An 18,181-nucleotide genomic window follows, 5' to 3' on the forward strand; every position below is an offset into this window, starting at 1 on the left:
GCCACATAGCAGCTGAAAACCGGACAAGCCAAGCCGGATTCAAATGCACCGCTTGCGGCCATGAAGCCAATGCAGACGTAAATGCAGCATGTAACATCTTAGCGGCAGGATATGCCGTGTTAGCCTGTGGAGAGATAGTGCAACCAGACTTCTCGATGAATCAGGAACCCGCCGAAGCGATTCAAGCATACGCCTGAACGCCGTAGGAATCCCCGTCGTTCACGGCGGGGAGGATGTCAATCTGCCGGACACGCGATAACCGTCGGTCCGTTATGATAAAATCGATGTCACTTCGAGAGATGATATATCCCTCCTTTCAAGGAGTGTTGTGTGAGCGAAATTGTGCTGGTCATAGTAGGTGACGGCGGACATTCGAAGGTCGTTTGCGAGAGTGCTCGCGCAGCGGGTCTCTCAAACTTATGTGTCATTGATGAAAATGCCGGAGACAGCCTTGAGCGCACGGCTGCGACCGCGACTCATTTCTTGGTCGCCATCGGCGACAACGAAACGCGAGCGCGCGTTTTCGAGCGTGCGCTGGCCGCAGGTCTCCTCCCTTATTCCCTCATCGATCCGACAGCTGTCGTCGCTTCTTCGGCGGTCATAGGCCGCGGCGTGTTCATAGCCCCGCGTGCCGTCGTCAATCCTTTTGCAACGATAGAAGATGATGCGATTATCAACACCGGTGCCATCGTCGAGCATGATTGCGTCGTGTCGGCTCACGGTTTCGTCGCCCCCGGTGCGGTGATGTGCGGAGCCTGCCGACTCGGTGAGTACGCTTTTCTCGGTGCCAATGCGACGATGATTCCGCTCGTCGAGCTCGGGAGACATTCGATAGCCGGAGCGGGGGCGACGATAACGAAAAGTTTCGGTGATTTCGTGCTCGTCTCAGACACTCCGGCTCAAAAGAGGAAGGCCGTATCCTCTTGAACGAATCTTTTGCCACATCCATGCAATGGCCGGGGTGGCCGGTAATCCCCGCGGAAGGCATCGAGGCGGTAAGCCGCGTGCTGAGTAGCGGAAAGATAAACTACTGGACCGGCAACGAATGCAAATCGTTCGAACATGCGTACGCCGCATATGTCGGCGTGCCCTATGCGTTGGCCGTTGCCAACGGGACGCTTGCTCTCGAATTGGCTCTCTCGGCATTCGGCGTGGGCGAGGGCGATGAAGTCATCGTGCCTTCGCGCACGTTCATCGCCACCGCCAGCGCGGTCGTGCGCGTGGGCGCCATTCCCGTCATCGCCGACATCGATCCCTCCACTAACAATTTGACGGCGCTGTCGGTGGCCCAGGTACTCACCCCGCGTACAAAGGCGATTATATGCGTTCATCTCGGTGGGTATCCCGTCGACATGGATTCGGTGATTTCTCTAGCCGAGCAAGTGGGCGCCGTCGTCATAGAGGATTGCGGGCAGGCGCACGGTGCGACCTATAAAGGTCGCGCAATCGGCTCGTTGGGAGATGCCGGTTGTTTTTCATTTTGCCAGGATAAGATTTTGCCGCTCGGCGAAGGGGGCCTCATCACCTTCAAAGACGAAGCGGCCTATAAATGCGCTTGGGCGCAAAGAGATCACGGTCGTTCGTATGATAAGGCGCACGACACGAGTGTCGGATCGAATTCCGCCGAGTTCGAATACCTGACCGATCGGTTCGGGACGAATGCCCGTCTCGGAGAGATGGAGGGCGCGCTCGGGCGGGTCATGTTGGATTATTTGGACGAATATCATGAGCAGCGCACGGTCAACGCGAATCATCTCGCCCGCGCATTCGAAGACATACGGGGAATCAGAGCGCTCGTGCCGAGCGCGTGTGAAACGGCCTCGGGCACGAACCATGCGTTTTATCGCCTCTATGCGCGCATCGACGTGAAAAATTTGAAAAGTGATTGGTCGCGCAATCGAGTCATTGCTGAAATAAACAGGAGAGGCGCACCCTGCCAGTACGGCTCGAGTGCTCTCATCGGCAAAGAACAGGCGTTTCAACGCTTTGCCGACGTGAATCGGGAATCACTGGTCGGAGCACACGTCGCAGATGCGGAATCCATCGTATTTTACGTGCATCCGACGCTTAACGAGCAGCATATGGCGCATGTCGCAGATGTCGTTTCCGCGGTCCTGTTCGAGGCGATGTCCGGTGAGTGAAACGGATAGTTGCGGACGAAGTCGCTATGTGGATTAAGTGGATACCTTCGCAGCGGATTGCGCTTAGTTCCTCTGGGCGTCATTCTGTGCGGTATAGATTATTTTAGGGGCATGCTCGGTCTTTTTCTTGCAAGATTTCGTTCACACTCTCTCCCGTGAAAATCATCGGGTGTCATGTCATAATGAGGGACATGGACATCGACGAAAAAACCAACAAACACAAAGGTCAGTTTATCACACGCAAAGCACACGCCTACACGCCGATTCAGCGTGCGCTCGTCGTGCTTGCGGGAGTGATTACCGCTTGTATCATTGCCGGCATCGTGACTTTTTGTTTCGTGTGGAGTGCCGGCAAGCTTGCCTCCGACCCCGATACCGCGACTACCAGGAATCTGATATATGCTCAAAAACAATACGCCGAATCGGTGACGGCGGCAAAACGAGCCGGCGCAAGTTCAGCAACGTACACCCCGAGCATCGAGGCGAAGGCACGGGTGATTCTCGCGCAGATGAAGGTGCCCGGACTCACGGAAAATGCTACGGCGGCGGCGGACTCGCTCATGGCCGGCGGCACCTCGGACCCCCTTGCACTTTACGCCGCCTCTCGGGTATACGCATCCGATGCCGAGCGTAAAGCACAGTCGTTTTCCCTGCTGGAGCAAGCAGCCCAAAGCGTCGGGGACAATGCGGGAGAACTCACACGTGTGATTTATTCCGAATATTCTCGCGCGTTGACGAAGCAGGGAAACAAGCTGAGGGCGGCGAGTTTTCTTGATAAAGCCGCGGTTGTCGCTCCTGCCAATCCGAGCCTATTCGTCGAGTTGGGCGAACTCGAAGAGACGCAATCGAATTGGGTTGAGGCGGGAAAGGCTTACTACCGCGCCCTTGAATACAATCCGAATTTCGAACCGGCGAAACTGCACGTGGCGTCGCTTGTTCAGACGCATTCTCACCAAGCTGCGACGGCGAAGAAGGCGGTTCTCGCCGAATTCTCCTCGAAAAAAGTCGATGCTGTCATAAAAGAAGGCAACTGAGTGGGAAAGGTTCTGTCTATAAAACAGAGGGCCTCCCGTAAGACGACGCTGTATTTACTTGCGGTGAATGTGAGTCTTTGTGCCTTGGTGAGCCTCGTGTTCGCCGGATATTTTCTCGTGGCCAAGCCTCGCATTCTTGCCAAAACGCGCAATACGACGGTTGCACAATCGAAAAGCTCCCTTTACGGTTCGGCGGAAAATCTCCTCAGCCGTCCGCGTTCGGTCGCTCTCGACGCAAAAGGTGAAATGTTCGTGGCCGATACCGGCAACGGTTCAATCGCGGTGATGGATGCGTATGGGCAACGAACGAAAACCATAGGGGCCAAGCAGCTCAAGTCGCCCGTCTCAGTGGCGGTGGCGAAAAACGGCACGCTCTACGTGGTCGATTCCACCCTTAAGGAACTGCTGATTTTCAAAGCCGGTGGCGCGTTTTGGCGGAGCGTATCGTTTGTCGAACAACCTCCGGTATCCGTGACGGTTGCAAAAGACGCCGCTGGGCGAGAACGACTTTATGTGACGACCGCTTCAGGAATCGTGCGCGGAACGCTTGACGGAGTGATGGAGTTCGGCTATTTCAACGCCGGTTCCTCGGGAGCAGAACTCAACACCCCGACTGCAGTATGCGTCCTGCAAGGCAAGAATGCATCGGGGCAGAGAATAGTCGTGGCCGACTCGCTCAACGGGAGAATCGTTGCGCTCGATTCGCATCCGACATCGCCCACCGTTGCGTGGGAGAACGATTCTTTTGTGCTCCCGACCGGTGTGACGACCGACGGGACGCATCTCTATGTCACCGATGCCATGACGGGAACGGTGTCTTCAGTCAATCCCGTGAACGGAACGGTGCAAAAGACTTTTTCCGAGAGGGGAAGAAAAGACGGAAATCTTTATTATCCGAGTGCCGTCGCATATTGTTCCGACACCTTGTATGTCGCCGATACCTACAATGACCGCGTCAGTACATTTTCGACGAAGGCGACCGTTCCTTCGACGCGTGTGATTCTGCCTCTCGAACAAAAGTTGCCGTATGTGCTTCCCTTCATAATTCTGTGCATCGCCGACGTGGTCATCTTCATCCTTTGTGTGCGTCTGCGTACGAAACGCTATGTGCTCGACGTGAGCGTGGCGGAACGAGTGAACGACACGGGGGAGGAAAATCTTCTCGAGCTTTTGACGAACACGGTCTATGTGTCGAGCGGCGTCGAAGGGTTCATCCATCGCACCTTCGCGCGCGCAGCGCTTCGAGTGAAACCGCTCAAGGTGTCTTCGAAGGATATAGAGCGCATAACAGAAAAGTATCCTCACCTCGATCGTTTCGATATCGAGACGCTTGCTTTGTGCCGGAAGATGGGTACCGGTGCGCTGTTGATTTCGAACCGGCCCGATGTGATCGGTGCGGCTCGTGAAATCGACATCGAGGCGCAGTCCTTTGACGAGTTGACGGCGACGGCGCGAGATATTCGATATGAGGAACATCCTCACATTGAGGATTCATCCGATGAAGGTTTCGCCGGAATCGGATTTACACTTGTTGTCGTGCTCATCGCGCTATCGGTTGCATTCGTGCCGGTTCTTGCCGGGGCGGCCGATGTCGCCACCTCCGCACAGGGGGCGAAGATGACGGTGACGTTATCGAAACTTCCCTCTCCGACGGGCATGAAGAGCGTCGAGGGTACGGCGAATATCAAAGCGTCCGGGAACGTCGGAACTCTTTTTAGCTACCATGACGACATGACAAGACCGTGCTCCGTGTGTCACGAATCGACGGCACCCGGTGAAGCGACGCTTCTCACGGACTCGGTGTCGCAGTGCCAGTATTGTCACACTTCGTCGGGTATCGCACCGAACACGCAAACCTATACCGCCGAAAACGGGAATGCGAGCAGCCTCGGTGCCGACAATTCGGGGCACGCCATCGGGGTACATGACGGAATTCCCGCGTCGGGAGAGACCGGCTACTATGATCTATCATGCACCTCCTGCCATGCACAGCACGGTGGGAAAAAAGTGGCGCAGTGCGTCGATTGCCACACGAAGGCCACCTCGAAAAGTGCGCCTTCAGACGTGAGCGAAGACACGTTCAGTCTCACGAAAAGCGTCACCGCCCATGCGCGGCAGACGGGGGTGGATAACGGCGCCGGTAATCATGCCACCCTTGCTTGCGTCGCATGTCATCGAGGAGATCTGAGCGTGAGCAACGGGTGTAAGGAATGCCATTACACTACAGCGGATTTCGATAAAGATACGCAACGCTCCGGTGCGCTCAACGACTGGCCGCATACGTCCCGCAACGATACGGCACTTCTCGGGAATTGGACGACGAGTTCGAAAGTCGATACGCTCGGCGAAAAAGTCGCACCGACCGCAGGTAAGATGTCCCTTGAAAATCAGACACGTTCGATTTGTGGTCGGTGCCATACGACTCCGGACGGGACGAACTATTACAAGTCGATCCACACGCTCAAGCATGACGCCGTCGTTCTTGGAAGCGCCTCGATGCTCACCTCGAAAACGACCACCTCGACACTTCAAAAAATAAGCCCGGGCTATGTCGGGACCGGCATATATAAAACTGCCGCGCATTTTAAGAAAAGCTTCAATTTCGGACCCGATGGCGGTTCATATGAGAACGTTTCCTGCGCGCAGTGTCACTATTCCGATGTTCAGACCGAGCACACCATGCGTTCGAAGAAAGGCTGTCAATCCTGTCATGTCGCATCTGCGAGCGGGCAGACCGATTGGACGCAGGTTGAAGCCGGCATGACGACCGATTCGTTTGCGACATGCGGAACCACGCAAAGTGCCTGCCACCTCAAAGACTGGCATGGAAACAATCCGACACGTGTGGAAAAATCGCACGCGCTTGTCGCCGCGCACGGGAAAACGCTGAAGGCGTCGAGTTGTGCGGGCTCCGATGTGTCGCAAACAAGTTGCCACGGTTCCAAGAGCATCAGCTCTCTGTTCAATTTCGGGAGTGTCGATATAGCTTCGGCACACAACGATTACTGGTTTGGGGAAAATGTCGCAGGGAATACGAACAAACAGTATACGAAGACTATCGATCAGTTGACCGATGTGCGCGGGTGCGGGCTTTGTCATAATAAGAGGAGTTCGACTGTTGCCGGCGCGTCGGCGAGGGCTGCTGCGAAATCATCGAACGCAATATTCGACTGTGCGACATGCCATAACGACAGAACGAAAATTTATGCCGAGTCATTGTGTTACAAAGCTCCTAAGACCGCATCGACGGAGAAAACCGCCGAGAATAAGAAAACCGAGAGCGAAAAAGTGACCGCAGAGGCGAAAAGTTACCTCGATAATCTCGCGGTTCAAAATGAAAGCTCGCAGGCGCAGACATCGAAGGCGGAAGGAATGCTCGAGGGCGCGGCAATTGAAAGCACTTTGAAATCGATTCCACCGGAATTCTTACCGGTTTCACGACCGTTCTCCTTGAGTTCGCCGTTTTCAATCATGCGAATATACCTCTTGCCCTATCCTTCGATCATGAACCGTAGTACGAACAACTGGGAAGACGTCTAGCATCCCTGCGCAATCGGAGGTGTTTTCCGCCGCATTCATCCTGCACAAGATTGTAATATCTGTCTATAATGAAACGATATGAATTTTGAATAACTGTGAAGGGATGACGAAGACATGGCCCAACCGACCGTAGACTACATATGGAAAGACGGAGAAATCATCGCGTGGGATGATGCAAAGGTACATGTGCTGACTCACGGACTTCACTACGGTTCCGGCGTATTTGAGGGTATTCGTTGCTATGCGACTTCCGAGGGACCGCAGGTCTTTCGACTTCGCGAGCATATGGAGCGCCTCGAGCGAAGCGCCCGTATGATGTATATGGAAATCGGCTATACCGTCGATGAGATGATGCAAGCCGTCATCGACATAATCAAGGTGAACAAGGTCGATTCCTGCTATATACGTCCGCTTGTTTATCGCGGTTATGGATCGATGGGTGTCAACCCGCTCCAAGCGCCGGTCGATTTCTTCATAGCCATTTGGCCGTGGGATACGTATTTGGGTGAAGAAGCGCTTACGCAAGGCGTCAAAGTCGGCATATCGAGCTGGCGTAAACATTCGCCCAACTCGCTTCCACCTGCGATTAAGGCTACGGGCAACTATACGAACAGTTCTTTTGCCAAAATCGAGGCTCTGCACCACGGCTATAATGAGGCCATTTTACTCAACGAGGCCGGAAAAGTTTGCGAAGGCACCGGTGAGAACCTTTTCATCGTGAAGAACGACGTTCTCTACACCCCGCCGGTAAGCGACGGCATTCTCGAAGGAATCACTCGTGACTCGGTCATGAAGATTGCACGCGATATGGGCTATGAAGTCGTCGAGCGTTCGATGGTTCGAAGTGAACTTTATACGGCTGACGAGTTCTTCATGACGGGATCGGCCGCAGAACTCGTCCCCGTCAACTCGGTCGACGAAATCAAGATCGGTTCAGGTGTCGCCGGGCCTATCACCATGAAGCTCCAAAAGGCATATTTCGCCGCGGCGAAGGGCGAGAGTGTAAATTATAAAGGCTGGCTGACCGGTGTCGAGTAAAGGTATCCATGAATTGCGAGATGCGTAAGACAGTACTCTATGACACGACCCTTCGCGATGGAATGCAACGCGAAGGGGCATCTCTGTCAGTTGACGATAAGCTTAGAATCGCACAACGACTCGATGTTCTCGGTATCGATTATATCGAAGGCGGTTTTCCCGGCTCCAATCCCAAAGACGCCGAGTTCTTTCGCCGTGCGCTCGAGCTCGAACTCGCACATGCGCGCATCGTCGCTTTCGGAACGATTGCTCGCAAAGGAAATAAAGCGTCAAATGATCCCGGGCTTTCCGCAATCGTCGATTCCGGCGTATCGACCGTATGCATCGTCGCAAAATCCTCTCGCACGCAAGTCGAACGAACGCTTGGAATGACACCTCAAGATAACCTTGCCCAGTTGAAAGACTCGGTGAGTTTTTTGAAAGACTCGGGTTTGACGGTGTTCGTGGACGCCGAACATTATTTCGATGGATTCAAAATCGATTCCGCCTACGCGCTTTCAGTGGTCGAATGCGCCTATCGCGCGGGAGCGATAGGGGTAACGCTTTGCGATACAAACGGAGGGATTCTTCCTTTCGAAGTATCGGATATCGTAAGCCGGACGCTCTCGACAATCGAGCCGCTCGGTAACGAGCGTCTTCTCGGCGTGCATTTTCACAACGATGCCGCGTGCGGAGTCGCCGATACATTGACGGCGGTTCACGCCGGGGCCATGTTGGTCCAAGGGTCGGTGAACGGCTACGGTGAGAGATGCGGCAATGCGGACATGCTCGCGATAATCGCCGGACTGGTTTTGAAAATGGGGGATACGTGTGTGACTCCCAAACAGCTCGGCGGATTGACTTCAATAAGTAAATTCGTCGCCGATACGCTGAACATCGCCCCCGATCATTTCCAACCTTATGTCGGGTCGAGTGCTTTTGCGCACAAGGGCGGAATACACGCGAGCGGGATCGAACGCATGTCGTCGGCTTATCAGCACATCGAACCTTCCGCCGTCGGGAATTTTGCGAAAATCGTCGTTTCCGAATTGGCGGGGAAAGCTTCTTTGAGAATGCGCGCCGAGGAACTCGGCTTTCAGCTCGAGGATGCAACAGCCGCCTCGGTATTGGAAGCGATCAAGGATCGTGAGTACGAAGGTTATTCCTTCGAGGCGGCCGACGGATCTCTGGCGATGATGCTCGCCAAGCAGAGCGGCACCTACAAGCCGACGTTTACGCTCGAATCGTTTCGCGTCATCGCTGAAAAGCGTGAAGACGGGCGGGTCATGACCGAGGCGACCATCAAGATTTTGGTCGGTGAGAGGCGCTTCATTGCGACCGCGGAAGGAAACGGTCCGGTCAATGCGCTCGATAAGGCCCTGCGCAAAGCGATAGGGAGCTTTTACCCTGAGCTTGCACGCATCAGTTTGACGGACTACAAAGTGCGCGTACTCGATGAGCGAAAAGGAACCGATGCGGTCACCAGGGTACTGATAGAATCGGGCGATTCCGACGGCACGTGGGGTAGCGTCGGAGTAAGTGAAAACATTATCGAGGCTTCATGGGAAGCACTTGTCGATTCAATAGATTACGGGTTGACCAAACATGATGAAAAACAGATTCCAGGGTCTCAATAGAAGAGAAAAGGCGCTGTTTTCCTCGAGTTTCTTTCACGGGCTCGGTGTGGAGACGGCCTACTTCGTCGGTATAACCGGCTATGCAGCTTACAATTTGAATGCAGGTCCCGCGCTCATCGCAACGGTGATGCTTTGCGTCAACTTCGCACAAATTATCGGCAGTTTCGTTGCAGGAAGCCTCGTCGACAAGTTCGGACCGCGCAAGGTGGTTATCGCCGCCGCAGGGCTTACCGTCGCCGTTTCGCTGTCTTCGATGTTCATCGGCGAGAAAATTGTGCTGTTCATGGCGTTTGCCGCTGCGCTCGGAGCTTTGCTCTCGACTTCGAAAACCGCCTATAACGCCTATGCCCCCTATGTCGAGGAAGGGCGTGAAGGTCTCAAAAAAATCAATGCACTCGTCTTGCTCGGATCATACATCTCCGCGATTTTCGGCCCGCTCATCGGAGGTTTCATCGTAGGAAAGTTTCCGACGATGACGGTGTTCTTGTTCGCGGCGGTCGCCGTCGTCGTATCCCTTATGTGCGCAATCATCGCCACCGAGCAGCATAAACCCGAGGTGGTTCGCGATAAGTCGCATCCCCTGCGAGAAGCGACGGAAGGCATGCGTCTGATATTTTCCGAACCGGCGCTGCGCTACTTTTTGGTTGTGGGCATAATATTGTGGTTCTCATTTGGGGCGTTTGACGCGCTCGAATCGCTGTACTACAAAGACGTCGTCGGAGCCGGTATTCAATGGATGGGCTGGATCAACGCGATGATCGGAGTCGGCCTCGTCGTCGGTGTTCTCGTGTTGTCGAGGATTCCGGCTCGTCGCATCAATTCGGTTTTGCTCGCCGTGTTCGTCGGATTGGTCGGCGCCGGCTCGATTCTGTATGTCGCCACTCGCAGCGTGTATGCCGTCATGGCCGGTGGATTTATCCTCGGCGTCGCCTTCGGCGTAGCCGAGCCCATGATGCGTACGCTCGTACAGGCGACGGCTCCACTTGAATCGGTCGGCCGTGTGCTGGGTAGTCTTCAAACCATTCGTATCGGTTTTGCGCTCATCCCTCTTGCGCTCTCACCGTTTTTGGCGAAACTTCTCGGCGTGCAAGGAGTCTTGCTGGGGGCCTCGATTCTTACGGTCGCACTGTCGATTTGTCTGATTCCCTTGGCGCGCCGCGTCGATATCACGGCAGGTGTGGCGATACCCGGCGATCGAATCGATCCGCTTGCAGAAGGGGAGGATATCGCTCCTCACGACCGTGCACCCATCGGTCAAGAATAAGGTGTTCAGATGCCGAGTAACAAGCCATTAGCGGTATAATACAAGGCACGTGGCCGAGCTTTTCGGTCTTCTCAACTCTCACCGGATGCTTAAGGATTTTCTATGCGCAAGCGATACTTCTTTCCTGCGATTATTTTGTTTTTTTCCGTCATCGGAGGATACAGTGCGAAATACTTTACCGGAAGTCAGTCGCAGTTCGCCTCGTTGAATTCAGTGTTTCTGTGCCTTGCCGCCATCATGGCGGGCGGATGTCTCGCATACGAATTTTTCGGAAAGAAGAAGGTCGCGGACGGTTCGGCGCTTTCAGGTCGATTTTCCCTGCTTTCGGTGGCGGGAATCGCCTTCATTGCATGGGGCTGGATAAGCTCTGCGGTCAGCGGTAGGTTCTGGTCCGCCTTCTTCGGCATGCCCACTTCGCTTGTTGGCATGCTCACGATAACCGCGATAGCCGTCATCGGGTGGTATGCTGTGCGCCACAGTGATGCATTGACCGAGATATTGTCGCTGGCGGCGCCTGTTGTGCTGTTTGTGACTGCCGTGATTGCCTTCATCATTCCGATAATCAATTCCGCCGACAAGTACCTCGTCGATGCGGAACATCTCGGCTTCGGTAACTTGTCCGAATTGGGGCTGTTCTTCGTGGTGCTGAGCGTCTTCACTCTCAACATGCAGTATCCTCTCTTGAAGAAGCGTTTCAATCTCGAACTCGGATTACGTTTCGCCATCGTTTTATTCACTTTGATGGTTATGTATTCCAGTCGTATGCTCACCGGCATCGTGATGATAATCGGGATACTTATTTGGTTTTTAATCACGCAGATCGTGACGTCGAAAAAGGCAAGGACCGCACTGGGATGGGGTGGCTCCGCAGCCGTGGTCATGCTCACCGTCGGTGCGACGTATGCAGGGCTAAACAAATTGATATCAAGCGAATTCTTCGATATCAGGTTGCAATTGTGGAGGATGGCTGTCTCAATCCTGAAAAATCGTCCCGTGTTCGGCTATGGTGCAGACGGCTTTTTCGGAGGAGCGGCAACGGTCGCTAAACCGTTGAATTGGTTCGGTGGCGATGCCCTGCATCTCACAGACGGTACGACCGACCCGCATAACGTGCTTGTTTTGATGACGGTTTCCTTCGGACTCGTAGGGCTGGCATTGATTCTCTCGTGGTTTGGACTGTGGATTGCGAAAAGTCTGAAAAACTCCGATGTCGCGTCAGGCTATGCGCCTGCTTTCGCCGCTTCGCTCGCATCGGCCTATATTCTGCTGACCATGCCTGCGACCGTCAATTTATTGCCGCTGGTTGCGATATGTTTCGCACTTTCTGCGAGTGGTTCTTCGCAGGACTCATCCGGATTCAACCTCGGAAAATCAGGGGCTACGATAAAGAAAATCGGAACGGTCGTTGCGCTGTGCCTCATTTTATCAGGCACTGCCGATGTGCTCGGGAGGATTGCGCTCGGTCCGGTCGTCTACCTGTCGGGCACCTCGTTCGAGCGCGCCATCGCCCTTGAACAAGTGTACGGATTCGATCCGTACTTCGCGCATCAGGTCAATCTCGCCTATGCGTATTCTTCGGCGACGGGTGCCGCGCTGGCGGAGCAAACGGCGACCTTCAAGTCGCTGAAGACCGAATCGGCTGAGACGGGCGATGAAACGAACCCCTATTACACGCTCGTTTATGCGAACGCCGCCTATAAAGCCGGCTTTACAAAAACGCAGCGCGGTGTTGCAGCTTCGACGGCCGACAGACTGCACCAAATACTGCTGGAACAGGCGGCGAAAACATTTCCCAAACAACCTGATATAAACATCGAGCTTGCCATTGCCAGTGTGGTTGAAGGCGATCTCGTCACCGCCAAAACCGCACTCGCCGTGGTGGAAGAGTTCGGCACATACGGACAACGGATTTGGGGTGTGCCGATAAAGGAAGTCCGGTCGGCGCTCGACAAAGCGAATCAATGAAGTAGTGAGGATCGATACCATGCCCGGTCAAGACAAAGTGAGAACACCCGAAGTCGAACAACTCCTCACGGCTCTTCGGTCGCTTAATGACAACGATGAGCTCTATGCTCTTCTCGTCGATTTGGCGACCTTTCGAGAGATTCAAGAGATGTCGCAACGGCTCGAGGTCGCACGCTTGCTGAGCGCCGGTGAGCTGTATATGTCCATTCAAAAAATAACAGGTGCCTCCGCAACGACGGTGGCGCGCGTTTCAAAATGTCTCAATTACGGCGAGGGCGGCTACGAAACCGTACTTTCTCGTATTGCGGAATAATTCAAGGGAGTTTTAATGTCGTCGTTCGTTCATTTGCATACCCACACCGAGTACTCGATGCTCGACGGTGCCGCATCCACGCGCAGTTTGTTGTTGCGGGCCAAGGAATTGGATATGCCTGCGCTCGCCATAACCGACCACGGGTATATGTACGGTGCAATCGACTTTTATAAAAATGCCGTCGATATAGGCGTGAAACCCATTATCGGATGTGAGGTCTATTTCACGCCGAATTCACGGGTTGAGAGAAACGGAAAGCCGAGTCTGTATCACTTGTTGCTGCTTGCGCGCAACAATGAAGGATATAAAAACCTCATGGCGATTTGTTCCGAAGCCGCCGTCAACGGGTACTATTACAAACCTCGTGTCGACGCCGAACTTTTGGAAAAGTACTCGAGCGGTCTTATCGCGACCTCCGCATGCTTGAGCGGCGTCATTCCCAAATCGTTCGAAGTCGGTGCCGCCGATGAAGCACGGCGCTGGGCGGAGTATTATACGCGCGTGTTCGACCCGGGCTGTTTTTACTTGGAAGTGCAAGAGCAAAACATAACCACCAACCTCGGTGTCACGCAAGGTCAGCTCAACAAAGCCATCGCCAGCCTCGGCCAAGAAATGGGACTCGGGTTGGTCGGTACGAACGATATTCACTACCTCACGCGTGAAGCCGCGGCGGTCCAAGATATCTTGTTGTGCATCGGCACGAACGCCAACATCGACGATCCCAACAGGTTCAAGTTTTCGTGCGACGAATTCTATATGAAAACGGCCGAGGAAATGAATGCCGCGCTCAGTCCCTATCCCGAGGCGTTGAGCAACACGGCGGCAATCGCCGAGCAATGTAACGTCGAAATCGAGTTCGGGAAAATGATCTTGCCGGCCTTTAGAGTCCCGGAAGGAGACACCGAGGCCACCTATCTTCGCGAGCTTTGTGTGGAGGGTTTGAAAAAACGTTACGGAGATCCGCTCTCCGAAGAAATCCTGGCGCGATTCGAGCACGAGATGGAAGTCATCGTCGGCAAGGGATTTCCCGCATACTTTTTGATTGTCGCCGACTTCACCCAGTGGGCCAAAGACCAAGGTATCGGCGTCGGGCCGGGACGAGGTTCTGCCGCAGGTTCCATCGTCGCCTACGCTCTCAACATCACCGATATCGATCCTTTGAAGTACGATTTGCTCTTCGAGCGATTCCTCAACCCGGAGCGTTCCGAGATGCCCGATATCGATATGGACTTCGATGACAGACGTCGCCAAGAAGTCATCGAGTATGTTCGTCAAAAATACGGCGAGAAAAAAGTCTCCCAGATCATAACCTTCACTAAGATGCAGGCCAAAGGTGCCGTCCGCGATGTCGGCCGCGTCATGGGTTACCCCTATGCCGTTGCCGATAAGATTACGAAGTCCATCGGCAGCGAAATCGGCATCACCATCGAGAAGGCGCTTGCGAGCAACAAGGAGTTCAAAGCCGAATATGAGTCCGATGAGCAGACGCATCGTATCGTCGATGCGGCGAAAAGCATAGAGGGACTCACCCGCGGCGAGGGCGTGCATGCCGCCGCAGTCGTCATCTGTCGAGACGATTTAAGCAACTACGTTCCCGTGAAATACGACACTAAGGGCGGGGCCGTCGTCACGCAGTACAACGGTCCGCAGGTCGCCGAAATGGGTCTGCTGAAAATGGACTTCCTGGGATTGCGCAACTTGTCGGTCATCCAAGAAGCCATTAAGAGCATCGAGCGCAATTACGGAACGAAAATCGTCGAAAGCGAAATCCCGCTCGATGACAAGGCTGCAATCGATTTGCTTGCAAGGGGAGAGACCGCCGGCGTTTTTCAGGTGGAATCCGGAGGGATGCAGTCACTTTTGAAACGGCTGAAACCGTCCCATTTCACCGACATCATCGCCGTTCTCGCGCTCTATCGACCCGGTCCCCTCGGCTCAGGGATGGTCGACGACTTCGTCAAGCGTAAAAACGGGGAAAAGAAGATCACGTACTACGACGATCGCCTCAAGCCGTTGCTGGAGGAGACGTACGGTACCATCGTGTATCAAGAGCAAGTCATGCGGGTATCGATGCTGATGTGCGGGTTTTCCGCCGCAAAGGCGGACAAGCTGCGCAAGGCCATGGCAAAAAAGAAACTCGACCTCCTCGAGACATTCGAGAAGGCTTGGGTGGAGGGCGCGAAGGAAAACGGCTTCGACCCGAAAATGGCCGAAAAAATGTGGCTGGACATTTTGCCGTTCTCGGCGTATGCATTCAACAAAAGCCACTCGGCCGCATACGGCGTCATCACCATGCGTACCGCGTACCTCAAAGCGCACTGGCCTCTTGAGGCGATGGCCGCCGTTCTCACGAGCTATATCGGTTCCAAGGACAAAATCGTCGGCTACCTCAATAAATGCAAGAAGGAAAACATCGCCGTGCTTCCTCCCGACGTCAATTCGTCGTTTTCCGCGTTCACGCCGATTCCCGATGTGGGAATCCGCTTCGGGTTGGCGGGTATCTCAGGCGTTGGTGAGGCGGCCGTCGAAGCCATCATCGCAGCTCGCGAGGAAGGCGGGGAATTCAAGTCTCTCCATGATTTCGCCGAGCGCATCAATTCACGATCGGTCAATCGAAAGGCGATTGAGGCGCTCATCAAAGCGGGGGCGTTCGATACCACGGGGTACCCGCGCCGCCAGTTGTTCGAACAACTCGACGAGGGAGGAATTTTAGAGGCGGCATCGAAGCGACAAAAGGACCGTGATGCAGGGCAGCTTTCGATGTTCGATTTGTTCGGCGACGATGACAGCGGATTTTCCGAAGAGGTTCCCGAGCCCGAATCCTTCGATTGGGACAAAAGAATCAAACTATCTTTTGAAAAAGAGATGCTCGGAGTATATGTATCCGATCACCCGCTCAGAGAAATCGAGGCGGTCATAAACAGTCAGGCTGATTATTCGCTCGATCAAATAGATGATATCGAGACCGGAAGAACGTATCGCTTTGCGGGGATGTTGACCGGAGTATCTGTTCGCCCCACAAAAAGAGGTGCCATGATGGCGACCTGCCAGCTCGAAGATCTCGGTGGCTCGATCGAAGCGGTGATTTTCCCCAAGACGCTTGAAAAGTGCCGAGGGCTGATTGTCGAAGATGCGGTGGTGTTGCTGAGGGCAAAAGTCGAAAGTGACGATCGCGGAGTCAAGCTCATGGTTCAAGAGGTGAAGGCGTTCGACGGTGCCCGATTCGCCGATATTCCGAAACGAATCATCGTCAAAGCGTCTACAACAATCGTCGGACAAGATATTTTCAAGAATGATTTCAAGCGAGGTTTGCTCGCCTATCCGGGTAGGGACATCGTCGAACTGCATTTGCTGGATGAAAAGGAAGACAGAACGATCGTCGTAACCATGGAAGAGCATGTCAACTCGAAGGCTGAAGGTCTTTTCGCCGAACTGACGTTCATTTTCGGCAGTGGGTCGGTAGGGGTGCGGTAGAGGGACAAAGCGGGAGAGGGCATATTTCCTATACTTTAGCACTCTACTGTGGTAAAGTATCATTCATGGTCGGGAATAACGGATAGGGGAAGAGATTACATGGAACTGGGAACGCCACGCGGATTTCGCGACACCATGCTTGATGAAGCCGAGATGCGTGAGCAGATCTGCTCTGCCATCGGTGCCTATTTTTCCTCTCAAAACTATCGTTTGATACATACGCCGGTCGCCGAGCGCCTCGACTGCATGGCAGCCGGATCCGGCGATCAAGGCGCGACGAGTCCGCTTCTCGAGAATGCGTTCCGGTTCGTCGACGTCGACGGAGAACTGCTCTCGCTCAGGGTGGATGTGACACTTCCCATCGCACGTGTCGCAGCGACGCGCTTCAAAAATATACCCGGTCCCTACAGGTTGCGCTATTGCACCGAAGTTTTTCGTGAACAAGAATCTTTACGTGGACAACCGCGCGCTATCACGCAAATCGGTATCGAGTTTTTGGACGCCGACGGAGTCGCGGCCGATACCGAGGTTGTAAAACTCGCCCTCGGTGCGCTTGCGACGGCGGGGCTTGAAGATTTTTCTCTGAATATAGGAAATGTTGCGATATTCATGGGGTGCATCGAGAGCCTTGATGGATCTTATTTGGGTGCCGACCCCTCTCTTTGGAGGCGCGATGTGGTGGCTGCCGCGCACAAAGGTGATTTCGTTGCGGTTCGCGAGCTTGTCGCTGCAAGCGATATTCCGAAAAATGTCCGCGCGTGCTTGACGGCATTGCCGTTCATACGCGGTGGTGCCGAGGCATTGGCGGAGTGCCGCACTCTCTTGGACGCCGCCGGAGTCACCGGGCAAGCAATCGAGGCGCTCGATACCCTCGGGAAAATATACGTCGCCTTGGAGCAAAGCGGCTACGGCGCTTTCGTGACGGTGGATTTTTCACTCATGCTCGACATGGGCTATTACACGGGGCTCGTATTCGAGGTGTACACGAGGACTTTCGGCCTTCCTTTAGGGAGCGGTGGCCGCTATGACAATGTCGTCGGTCTCCTCGGTCGTGCTATGCCCGCCGCCGGTTTCGCTTTCGATCTGGGAAGACTTGAAAATGCGCTTCGGCTTTCCGAGGATGAGGGTGCGAACAACTCTCATCGCACGGGTAATCATCTGCGCATCGCCGTCCCGAAAGGAGCCCTTTTCGAGGGATCGCTCGACTTGCTCGAGCAAGCGGGGCTCGATGTCACCGGATTGCGTGATCCGAAGAGACAGCTGCGAATATTGACCGATGAGATCGAATACATCATTGCAAAGCCGACCGATGTCGCCATCTACGTCGCGAACGGAGCCGTGGATTGCGGAATCGGGGGGAAAGATATTCTCGTCGAAGCCGATTATCCTTTGCTCGAGTTCGTCGACCTGAAGTTCGGGGGCTGCAAATTCGTCGTCGCGCAGCCGGCCTACGACACGCAAACTCTCGGTGAGCGTGCGTTGCGACAGGGCTGCGTTCGTGTGGCGACGAAATATCCGCGTTTAACGAGTCGGTATTTCGACAGCCTCGGCATTCAAGCCGAAATCGTGAAGCTCAACGGCAATATAGAGTTGGCGCCGCTCATCGGAATTTCGGATGTCATCGTCGATATAACCGCCACGGGGACGACTTTGCGCGAGAATAATCTCGTGGCTATTCAAGACGTCACCCCGAGCACCGCGCGTTTTGTGGCGAACCCCGCATCGGCGCGTACCGATAAGCGTGTTTCCAATCTTGCAAAAATCTTATATGACCTCGTGGAAGAAGGCAGGTAAAG

12 protein-coding genes are annotated in these 18,181 nt (G+C 54.3%); all 12 read left to right on the forward strand.

Annotated elements, in window-relative coordinates:
• Window positions 1–197: transposase (locus JJE36_04905; protein MBK5211635.1), on the forward strand; the 197-nt coding region annotated here is incomplete at its 5' end.
• A gap of 133 nt (window positions 198–330) precedes the next feature.
• Window positions 331–927, forward strand: a complete 597-nt coding sequence (locus JJE36_04910) for a carbonic anhydrase (protein MBK5211636.1) — start codon at window positions 331–333, stop codon at window positions 925–927.
• Window positions 924–2,141 (forward strand): DegT/DnrJ/EryC1/StrS family aminotransferase, encoded by a 1,218-nt coding sequence (locus JJE36_04915; protein MBK5211637.1) that lies wholly within the window; start codon window positions 924–926, stop codon window positions 2,139–2,141. The genes JJE36_04910 and JJE36_04915 overlap by 4 nt, the downstream gene beginning before the upstream one ends.
• 191 nt (window positions 2,142–2,332) lie before the next feature.
• On the forward strand, window positions 2,333–3,175 hold the full coding sequence (locus JJE36_04920; protein MBK5211638.1) for a hypothetical protein: 843 nt from the start codon (window positions 2,333–2,335) through the stop codon (window positions 3,173–3,175).
• Window positions 3,176–6,715 carry a cytochrome c3 family protein gene (locus JJE36_04925; protein MBK5211639.1) on the forward strand — a complete coding sequence of 1,180 codons (3,540 nt, stop codon included), beginning with the start codon at window positions 3,176–3,178 and terminating at the stop codon, window positions 6,713–6,715. It begins immediately after the preceding gene.
• A gap of 114 nt (window positions 6,716–6,829) precedes the next feature.
• A complete protein-coding gene (locus tag JJE36_04930; GenBank protein ID MBK5211640.1) occupies window positions 6,830–7,753 on the forward strand; it encodes a branched-chain amino acid transaminase in 924 nt (307 codons plus the stop codon).
• A 20-nt stretch (window positions 7,754–7,773) separates the two neighbouring features.
• Window positions 7,774–9,369 (forward strand): citramalate synthase, encoded by a 1,596-nt coding sequence (locus tag JJE36_04935; GenBank protein MBK5211641.1) that lies wholly within the window; start codon window positions 7,774–7,776, stop codon window positions 9,367–9,369.
• Window positions 9,338–10,633 (forward strand): MFS transporter, encoded by a 1,296-nt coding sequence (locus JJE36_04940; GenBank protein ID MBK5211642.1) that lies wholly within the window; start codon window positions 9,338–9,340, stop codon window positions 10,631–10,633. The genes JJE36_04935 and JJE36_04940 overlap by 32 nt, the downstream gene beginning before the upstream one ends.
• Before the next feature lie 102 nt (window positions 10,634–10,735).
• Entirely contained in the window at window positions 10,736–12,598 is a 1,863-nt protein-coding gene (locus JJE36_04945) for an O-antigen ligase family protein (GenBank protein ID MBK5211643.1), read from the forward strand.
• A 19-nt stretch (window positions 12,599–12,617) separates the two neighbouring features.
• Window positions 12,618–12,911, forward strand: a complete 294-nt coding sequence (locus tag JJE36_04950; GenBank protein MBK5211644.1) for a TrpR YerC/YecD — start codon at window positions 12,618–12,620, stop codon at window positions 12,909–12,911.
• Between the two features lie 15 nt (window positions 12,912–12,926).
• Window positions 12,927–16,385: a DNA polymerase III subunit alpha gene (locus JJE36_04955; protein MBK5211645.1), complete on the forward strand. Its 3,459-nt coding sequence runs from the start codon at window positions 12,927–12,929 to the stop codon at window positions 16,383–16,385.
• A 48-nt stretch (window positions 16,386–16,433) separates the two neighbouring features.
• Window positions 16,434–18,179 (forward strand): ATP phosphoribosyltransferase, encoded by a 1,746-nt coding sequence (locus JJE36_04960; protein ID MBK5211646.1) that lies wholly within the window; start codon window positions 16,434–16,436, stop codon window positions 18,177–18,179.
• Window positions 18,180–18,181: the final 2 nt, after the last annotated feature.

The organism is Coriobacteriia bacterium (assembly GCA_016649875.1).
Lineage (GTDB): Bacteria > Actinomycetota > Coriobacteriia > WRKU01 > JAENWW01 > JAENWW01.